The organism is Myxococcus vastator, assembly GCF_010894475.1.
GTDB classification, from domain to species: domain Bacteria; phylum Myxococcota; class Myxococcia; order Myxococcales; family Myxococcaceae; genus Myxococcus; species Myxococcus vastator.
The window spans coordinates 1-8,612 of the sequence record NZ_JAAIYB010000369.1 but is presented as its reverse complement, the minus strand read 5'-3'; the positions used below and the strand labels follow the sequence as shown (position 1 = coordinate 8,612).

General features: G+C 72.7%; 5 protein-coding genes. All 5 read left to right on the top strand.

Going from position 1 to position 8,612, the window contains the following annotated elements; genetic code table 11:
- Positions 1-3 precede the first annotated feature (3 nt).
- Positions 4-1,779 carry a PP2C family protein-serine/threonine phosphatase gene (locus G4D87_RS28370; RefSeq protein ID WP_163785838.1) on the top strand — a complete coding sequence of 592 codons (1,776 nt, stop codon included), beginning with the start codon at positions 4-6 and terminating at the stop codon, positions 1,777-1,779.
- A gap of 23 nt (positions 1,780-1,802) precedes the next feature.
- Positions 1,803-4,304 carry a tetratricopeptide repeat protein gene (locus tag G4D87_RS28365; protein WP_163785837.1) on the top strand — a complete coding sequence of 834 codons (2,502 nt, stop codon included), beginning with the start codon at positions 1,803-1,805 and terminating at the stop codon, positions 4,302-4,304.
- A complete protein-coding gene (locus G4D87_RS28360; protein ID WP_163785836.1) occupies positions 4,301-5,221 on the top strand; it encodes a PhnD/SsuA/transferrin family substrate-binding protein in 921 nt (306 codons plus the stop codon). Before G4D87_RS28365 ends, G4D87_RS28360 begins: the two co-directional genes overlap by 4 nt.
- A 22-nt stretch (positions 5,222-5,243) precedes the next feature.
- Positions 5,244-7,958, top strand: a complete 2,715-nt coding sequence (locus G4D87_RS28355) for a TonB-dependent receptor plug domain-containing protein (protein ID WP_163785835.1) — start codon at positions 5,244-5,246, stop codon at positions 7,956-7,958.
- Positions 7,959-7,961: 3 nt separating this feature from the next.
- The coding region (locus G4D87_RS28350) for a hypothetical protein (protein WP_163785834.1) at positions 7,962-8,612 on the top strand (651 nt) is incomplete at its 3' end.

Sequence of the window (8,612 nt, the reverse complement as noted above, 5' to 3'; positions counted from 1 at the left end):
CCCTTGTCCAGTACGAATACGCGACTGAAGTCCGCGCCCCCGTCCGACGAGTCCCCGGACGACGCCTCGCTCCCTCCGTCCGAGCGGACCGGCACCCAGGAAGCCACCGGCGCGCGGGAGTCCACCGCCACGCGCCTGACGGGCCCCCTGGGCCTGGCGGAGGGGGGCACCCGCACCCTCATCGCGCCGCTGGAGGCAGGCGAGCTGCCCAACGTGGCCCAGATCAAGGGCCTGCGGCTGGACCAGATTCTCCTGCTCACCACGGGCATCCTGGTGGTGCTCATCGTGGGCTTGCTGGCGGCGCTGTCGGTGGCCTCCACCAAGTCCCAGTTCGAGGAGACGGCGCTCGTCTCCAAGGAGCGCATCCAGGAGCAGGCGCGCGAACTGGGCCAGACGGTGGGGCAGACCATCGCGCTCACCTCCGCCACCAACCTGCGCGACAACAACTACGCCTTCCTCGAAGAGGTGGCGGGCTCCATCGTCAAGACGAACCCCAACATCCTCCGGGTGCAGATTTTCGACCCGGACGGGGTGCGGATGGCGGACAGCGAAGGCGCCAGCGAGGACAAGGAGGACGCCGCGCAGGTCCGCCGCGCCGAGCGCCGGCTGGTGAGCGCCTTCTACCGGGGGCAGCCCATCTCCGAAATCCAGGAGCCCATCGACTACGGCTCCAGCAGCGGCAAGGGGCTGGTCGTCATCAGCTACTCGCTGGGCGGGCTGCAGAAGCAGTTGGAGTCGCTGGAGGAGGACAAGCGCGCCACGGTGCGCGCCACCACGCTGCGCATGCTGGGGCTGGGCTTGGGCTTCGTGGTGCTGGCGGGCGTGCTGGTGGCCTACCAGAGCCGCCGCATCACCCGGCCGCTGGGCATGCTGACGGGCAAGGTGATGCAGCTGGCCTCCGGCAACCTGGGCGCGCGGGCGGGAACGGCGCAGGGCGCGGGCCGCGAGGTGGTGACGCTGGGCGTGGTGTTCAACCACATGGCCGAGCGCATCAAGGTGCTGCTGGAGGACGTGCGCGCCAAGGCGCAGCTGGAGCGCGAGGTGTCGCTCGCGCGCACCGTGCAGGAGACGCTGCTGCCGGGGCGCGAGGGCGTGCAGGTGGGGCCGCTGCGCATCGCCGGCCTGGCCGTCACCGCGGACGCGTGCGGCGGTGACTGGTGGTTCCGGGCCGCCCTGGATGACCGGCGCATCGTCATTGGCATCGGCGACGTGACGGGCCACGGCCTGTCCACGTCGCTGGTGGCCACCAGCGCCACCAGCGGCTTCGCCTCGGCGATGACGCTGCGCGAGCCGTCGCAGGTCAACGCGCAGATGCTCATCACCGCCCTCAACGTGACGCTGGCCAACGTGGGCCGCGGTGAGCACCAGATGTCCAGCGCGCTGGCCGTCATCGACGTGTCCAACGGCTACATCGACTACGCGGCGGGCGCGCACCCCAGCCCGCTGGTGTTCAACAAGCGCAGCGGCCAGATTGCGTCGCTGCCCGCGCGCGGCCCGCTGCTGGGCGCCTCCGTCGATTCCCAGTTCACCTCGCGCCAGGCCCAGCTGCGGCCCGGGGACGTGGTGGTCTGGTACACGGACGGCCTCACCGAGGCGCGCGACGGCGCGGGCAAGCTCTACGGCACCCAGCGGCTGGCCGCCGCCGTCCAGGCGCATGCCCACCTGTCCGCGGAGGCGCTGCGCGACGCGGTGCTGGCGGACGCTCGAGCCTTCAGCGCCGGCCAGCCGCAGCGCGACGACATCACCGTGGTCGTGGCCGAGTTCAGCCCCGCCGCCTGACTTCCTTTCGGGACCCCACACGCATGCGACGCTCCCCACGACATCCCCGGTCGCGCCGGCTCACGCCGGCGCTCGCGCTGCTGACCACCCTGTGCGGTACGCCCGCGCTGGCGCAGTACCGCCCGCCGCCCATGTCCGAAGCCCAGCGGCTGGTGCGGGACGGCGAGGCGGCGCAGGTGGCCGCCAGCGCCGCCAGCGCCTCGGGCGACAAGAAGGAGGCCGAGGAGAAGCACCGCAAGGCCCTGGCCCTCTTCGAACAGGCGCTGACCGCCGAGCCCGGCTCCGTGGCCGCCGCCGCCGGCCTGGGCGCCAGCGCCAACGCGCTGAATGACTGGCAGCGCACCGTGGACCGGGTGCAGCCGGTGCTGACGGCGAACCCCGCCGAGCTGGCCCTGGCCTATCCGGTGAGCGTGGCGTACTTCAAGCTGCGCCGCTTCCCGGAGGCCGTGCCGTTGATGGAGCAGGTGGCCACGGCCGACAAGGCCGAGCACCTCATCGTCCACTACTACCTGGCCAGCTACTACCTCTACCTCCAGCAGGGAGACGCGGCGGCCACGCGGCTGCAGCGCTACCTGGCGCTGCGCCCCCAGGCCCTGGCGCCCAACGACTTCCAGATTCACGAGCTGCTGGGCCGCGCGCACGTGCTGCGCCGGGATGCCGCGGCGGCGCGCGCGTCCTTCCAGCAGGCCCAGGCGGGCAAGCCGGAGTCGCCGTCGGTGCAGCTGGGCCTGGCGCAGGTGCTGGAGCTGGAGGGCAAGGTGGTGGAGGCGCGCACGCTGCTGGAGGGCGTCACCACGCGCTTCCCGCGGGCGGGCGACGCGCGGGAGAAGCTGGCGCGCCTGTACCTGGGCGCCGGCGACGTCGCCAGGGCGGACGCGCAGGCCCAGGCGGTGGTGAAGCTGGGCAGCTCCCCCGCCGCGCACCTGCTGCTGGGGGACGTGCGCTTCGCCCAGAAGAACGCGGCCGCCGCGGAGGCGGAGTACCGCAAGGTGCTCCAGCTCCAGCCGGGCCTGGTGCTGGGGCAGATGGCGGTGGGCAAGGCGCTCCAGGCGCAGGGCCGGCACGAGGAGGCCATCCAGTTCCTGGAGGCCGCGGTGCGCGCGGGGGCCAACAGCCTGGAGCTGTGGGCCAACCTGGGCTCGGTGAACCGGCGCGCGGGCCGCTTCCAGCGCGCGGTGGAGGTGCACCGGCGCGTGGTGGAGCTGGCGCCGCGTCACGCCCTGGGCTACGTGCTGCTGGGCGCGGACCACTTCGCCACCGGCCAGTGGGACCAGGCCATTGAAGACTACGCCAACGCGCTGCAGGTGGAGCCGGAGCACGCCGGGGCGAGGCAGTGGCTGGCCCGGGCCCTGGCGCACCGGGCGCGGGACAGGGCGGGCACGGGCCGGCTGGAGGACGCCGTCCGGGATTTGCGCCGCGCCTACGACCTGGACCGCGGCGCCCCCATGGCCCGCCGGCTGGGCGCCGCGCTGCTGGAGACGCGCGCCTACGCGGACGCACGCAAGGTGATGGAGCAGGGCGTGACGCTGCCCGGCGCCGCGTGGCGTGACAGCCTGCTGCTGGGGTACGCGCGGCTGGCCACGAACGACGCCCAGGCGGCGCTGGAGGCCTTCACCCGCGCGGGCGCCCAGACGGAGGAGCCCGACGAACAGGCGGAGGCCTCCGTCGGCGCCGCGCTGGCCGAGGTGGAGCTGGGGCAGGTGGACGCGGCGGTGCAGCGCCTCACCGCGGTGGGCCCGTCGCGCGCCGCGGCGCAGGTGGCGGGCGCCAACCTCCCGCGCGTCCTGGTGCGCCGGGCGCTGGCGCGCCTGGAGACCGGCGACGCCGAGGCCGCCGAGCGCGATTTGGAGCTGGTGGACAAGCTGGGCACGGGCAACCGCAAGGAGCTGGCGCGGCTGGCCCAGTTCGCCCGCGGCCTGGCGCGCGCGGAGGCGGGGCGCCACGCGGAGGCGCGCGTCGCCATCACCAAGGCCCTGACGCCCACGCAGCCCTGGGCCTGGCCCAACACGCGCGCGCTGGCCACCGCCTTCATCCTCTACAAGAAGGGGCAGGTGCCCGCAGCGCGCAGGCAGCTGGCCGTGGCGGCGAAGAAGCCGATGCCCGGCCAGCCCCAGTGGCTGACGGCGATGACGGGCGCGCTCCACCGGCGCGAGGCGTCGCTGGCGTACAACGCCGGCAACATGCGGGTGGCGGAGAAGGCCTTCAAGGCCGCGCTCGCCGGCGACCCGGAGAACCCGCAGGTGCAGCACAACCTGGCCTGCGTCGACTGGCGCAAGGGCCGCACGACGAACGCCGTGGAGACGTGGCGCCGGCTGGAGTCGGGCGTGCCGGTGGCCGCGCTCAACCTGGGCATCGACGCGCAGGAGCGCCGCAAGGACGCGGGCGAGGCCGTGGAGGCCTGGCGCCGCTACCTGGCCGGCGGCAGCGGCCCGCGCATGGCGCAGGTGCGCGAGTGGAAGGAACGCCTGCAGAGCCTGCACGGCCTGTCCGAGCCCGCGGGCGCCACCGTGGAGGAGACCCCATGAAGACCTCACCTCGCTTCCTCCTGGCGGGCCTCGTGCTGGCCTGCACCCTGACGGCCAGCACCGCGCTCGCGGCGCCGAAGAAGGCCACGCTGGGGGTGTTCCTCGCCACCACGCTCGCGGATGGCCAGGAGCGCTTCGAATACGCGGAGGCCCTGGCCGCCCGGCTGACGGAGCTTCTGGACACGCCCGTGGCCGCCAAGAGCTTCGGCCGCTACGAGGACTTCTCTCGCGCGGTGGCGGGCGGAATGGTGGACTTCGCGGTGGTGGATGCGTGGGCCGCCGTGCAGCTGGGCGCGAAGGCGAAGCCGGTGGCCTGGGCCTCGCGCGCGGGTGACACGCAGCAGCGCTGGGCCATTGTCGCGATGCAGCGCGGCGCGGTGAAGGACCTCGCCGGCAAGCGCCTGGCGCACGTGAAGGGCGCGGGCCCGGCGGACCCGAAGTTCGTCACCCACGTCGTGCTCGGTGGCGACCTGGACGCCAAGAAGCACTTCAAGCTGGCCCCCGTGCCGAACGTGGAGTCCGCGCTGAAGATGCTGGAGGCCAAGGGCGCGGAGGCGGCGCTCGTCCCGCTGGCGCACGTGCCCAAGGGCAAGGACGTGCGCGTCCTCTTCCGCAGTGGCCGGGTGCCGGGCGCCGTGCTGGTGGACCTGCGCAACCACGAGGCCGCGCTCACCGGCGCGCTGGGGAAGGTGGGCGCGGTGGCGCCCTTCGATGCCTTCGCGCGGCTCCAGGACAAGACCTTCGACGAGTTCCGCAAGCTCGTCATGCGCGGCCCGCCGCGGCGCCAGCCCGTGCTGGCGGAGGGGGCCGAACTTCACGTAGAGGCCGAGGTGCTCGTGCGCTCGGAGGAGCTGGGCCCCGCGCTGCCGTCCTTCGTCGGAGACCTCGCCGTCTCCGCGGAACAGCCAGACGACTGATGCTTTCCCGAGTTTCTAGAGAATGAGAGCCAACGACTTGGCCCGGCGTGGGCTCTGGGGTAGCTTGAAAATGATGGCGTTGGTGTTCAGCCGAGAAACCGCGTTCCCCCGGACGCAAGCGCTGGCGCCGAGCCCGTCTCCAGATCGTACGTACAGGACCTCGGGTGTCCATGCTCCACCCTTGGATGTGAGAACGATGCACTCGACTGTGTTCGGTGAGCCGCGGCAAGGCGCGGCGAAGGCGGTTGCCGGACGCCGCGCTCTGCGCGCCGGCCTGCCTCTGTCCATCATGCTGTGCGTGCTGTCCCTCGTCGTCCCTTCCAGCGCGACCGCGCAGGAGGTCGCGCAGGCGGAGGCTCCCGCCAAGGTGAAGCGCAGGAAGCGGGTGGTGAAGCCCGCGCGCCCCGCCCGGACGGCGAAGAAGCCGAAGAAGGCCGTGCCGCCGCCCGTCGAGGACGCGGAGGACCCGGCAGACGAGCCGGAGATTCCCGTCCTGGGTGGCGGGCCCTCCTCGGAGGAGCCGCCCCCGCCGGCCCTGGCGCCCGCCGCGCCCCTGGCGCCGGCCACGCCGCTGACGGCCGAGCCGCTGCCCATGCCTCCACCGCCGGTGGGCACGGACTTCATCCCGCCGGACGCGCCGACGAATCCCCCGCCGGCCATCGCGCAGCCCGAGCCGGCGTCGAACGTCCCCATCACCGCGCCCTTCGCCGAGCCGGCCATGAACCGGCCCCTGCCGCCACCCTCCGGGCTCGCGGGCCTGGACGGGGATCCGCTGGGCGGCGCCGACGCGCTGGAGGAGTCCGTCAACCGCGTGTTGAGCGAGGCGGTGGTGACGACCGCCGGCAAGCGCAACCAGCGCATCTCCGACGTGCCCCTCACGGTGTCCTGGATTCCGGCGGAGGAGCTGGAGGGCACCGGCCAGTTCACGCTGTGTGAGGCCATCCAGTACTTCCCCGGCATGGAGTGCCGCCGGGGCTCCATGCGCAAGGCGGCGGTGAGCGCGCGCGGCCTGGGCTCCAACTACCTGTCCAACCGCCTGCTGCTGCTCCAGGACGGCCGTCCGCTGACGGACCCGTGGACGGGCCAGTTCTACGCGGACGAGACCACGCCGCTCACCAACCTCAAGCAGGTGGAGGTCATCCGCGGCCCAGGCTCCTCGCTGTACGGCTCCAACGCCTTCAGCGGCGTCATCAACATCATCCAGCGCCAGCCGTCGGACCTCATCGAGAAGGGCAAGAACGTGGGCGCCGAGGCCCGGGTGCTGGCGGGCCAGGACCAGACGTGGCGCCTGCACGGCACCGTGGCCGGCCGTGGCGGCCCGGTGGAGGCCCTGCTGGGCTACTACGGCTTCGGCTCGGACGGCCCGCAGCTCTTCAACGACCCGCGCGTGGGCCGGGTGGACACCAACCAGGACTCGCTGGTGCACCAGGTCAACGGCAAGGTGCGCATCGGGCCCCTGGCGCTGGACGCGGACTTCACGGACGCGGAGATTGGCCGCCCGGGTGGCACGCACATCTCCACCGTGGGCAACTGCGGCCGCTGCCACTACACGCCGAACGACTCCGAGTCGGTGCAGAACTTCAACGCGTCCGCGCAGGTGGACCAGCAGGTCACCGACAACCTGCGCCTCTTCGGCCAGGCCTACGGCTTCTTCAAGCGCCGCGACGTGCTGATGGAGAACGCCTTCGGTGGCGACCCCACCCGCGCGCTGGGCAAGCGGCGCCGGCTGGGCGGCGAGGCGCGCGCGCTGTGGACGGTGGGCGACCTCAACGTCACCTTCGGTGGTGACTTGAAGGCGGACGCCGTCAACGTGCCCAACGTCCTGCCCGAGCTGAGCACGGACGACACGCGGCAGACCATCCTGGGCGGCTTCGTGGACGCGGAGTACCGCCTCTTCGACCGGCTGGTGTTCGGCGCGGGCGCCCGCTACGACCGCTACCAGATTCCGGAGAACGTCTGGCAGAACCGCACGGACCAGATTTCCCCGCGCGCCAGCGTCGTGTTCCACGCGGTGCCGGAGCTGCTGACGCTGCGCACCAACTACGGCCGCGCCTTCCGCGCGCCCACGTTGGCGGAGCTGGCCATCAACCAGCAGATGTACGCGGCCACACTGGTGGGCAACTCCAACCTGCGCGCGGAGACGCTGGACACCATCGAGGCATCGGTGGATTTCTGGCCCTTCGACAGGAGGGTGCGCCTGACGGGTACGGGCTTCTACAATCTGGCGAAGAACTTCATCAACCAGCAGCTCGTCTTCGGCTCTGTGTCGCAGTTCCAGAACCTGGGCGACGCGCGGGTGGCGGGCTTCGAGCTGGAAGCGGCCGCGCAGATTCCGTCCATCAACTCGTCCTTCGACATCGCGTACCAGTTCCTCAACGCCAAATCGCTGCCGTACGACGACGGCCCGCAGTCGCCCCTGGACTACGCGCCGGCCCACCGCATCTACGCGCGGGGCCGCACCAACATCGGCAAGGTGGCCTTCGTGGAGCTCTACGCGCTGCTGGTGGGCTCACGGTTCGACCCGGGCTTCGAGGTGGACGAGGCGACGGGCCTGCCCACCACCCGCGTGCAGCTGCCCAGCTACGTCACGGCCAGCGCGCGCGTGGGCTTCAACGTCTACGACGGCATCTCCGTGTCGTTCCTCGGCTCCAACCTCTTCAATGCGCAGTACGAGGAATCCCACGGCTTCCCGGCACCGCCCCAGTCGTTCTTCAGCGAAGTCAAGGTTCGATACTAGCCCTTGAGTACCGCCCCCCACCTCGAGGCCGGCGGCCTCCTGTTGATTGCAGACGAGTCGCTCCCTCCGGCGCTGGTGGAGCAGGCGGCTCCCGTCCTCGCACAGGGCGGCATGGCGCTGTGCCAGGGGCCCGGGTCGCCTTCAGGGCCTCGGCGCCTGGTGCTCTTCGACGGGAAGCTGACGCCCACGCACGCGGAGGCGCTGCGCGGCGAGCCGCCCGCGCTGCTGCTGGCGACACGGGCCTCCGACGGGCGTCCCTCCACGTGGGAGGCGCGCCTGTTGGGAGACCTGCTGCGCGGCGCGCCGCTGCTGCCCGCGGGGGCCTCGCGGCACCGGCTCCAGTCGGTGGCGGACATCAACGCCGCCGGTGAGGCCGCCGCGCGGGCCGTCACACAGGCGCGGGGCTCGCGCACGGCGGCGGCGCTGGTGGGGGACGTGGTGCACGAGCTGGCGGCCAACGCGATGTGGGACGCGCCGGTGGATGCGCGGGGCCAGCACCGGTACGCGCACCGCCGCTCCGAGGTCCGCGAGGTGGCGCCGGAGGACGCGTGCGAGCTGTCCTACGCGGTGGAAGAGGGCCGCATGTGGTTGGAAGTGGTGGACCGCTTCGGCGGCCTGCGTCCGGGGCCCTTCGCCCGGGCGCTGGGTGGGTGG

What these genes read in the sequence shown, in the direction of transcription:
- G4D87_RS28355 (WP_163785835.1), top strand. Translation starts at nt 5,244, where the DNA reads ATGAGAGCCAACGACTTGGCCCGGCGTGGGCTCTGGGGTAGCTTGAAA.
- G4D87_RS28365 (WP_163785837.1), top strand. Translation starts at nt 1,803, where the DNA reads ATGCGACGCTCCCCACGACATCCCCGGTCGCGCCGGCTCACGCCGGCG.
- G4D87_RS28360 (WP_163785836.1), top strand. Translation starts at nt 4,301, where the DNA reads ATGAAGACCTCACCTCGCTTCCTCCTGGCGGGCCTCGTGCTGGCCTGC.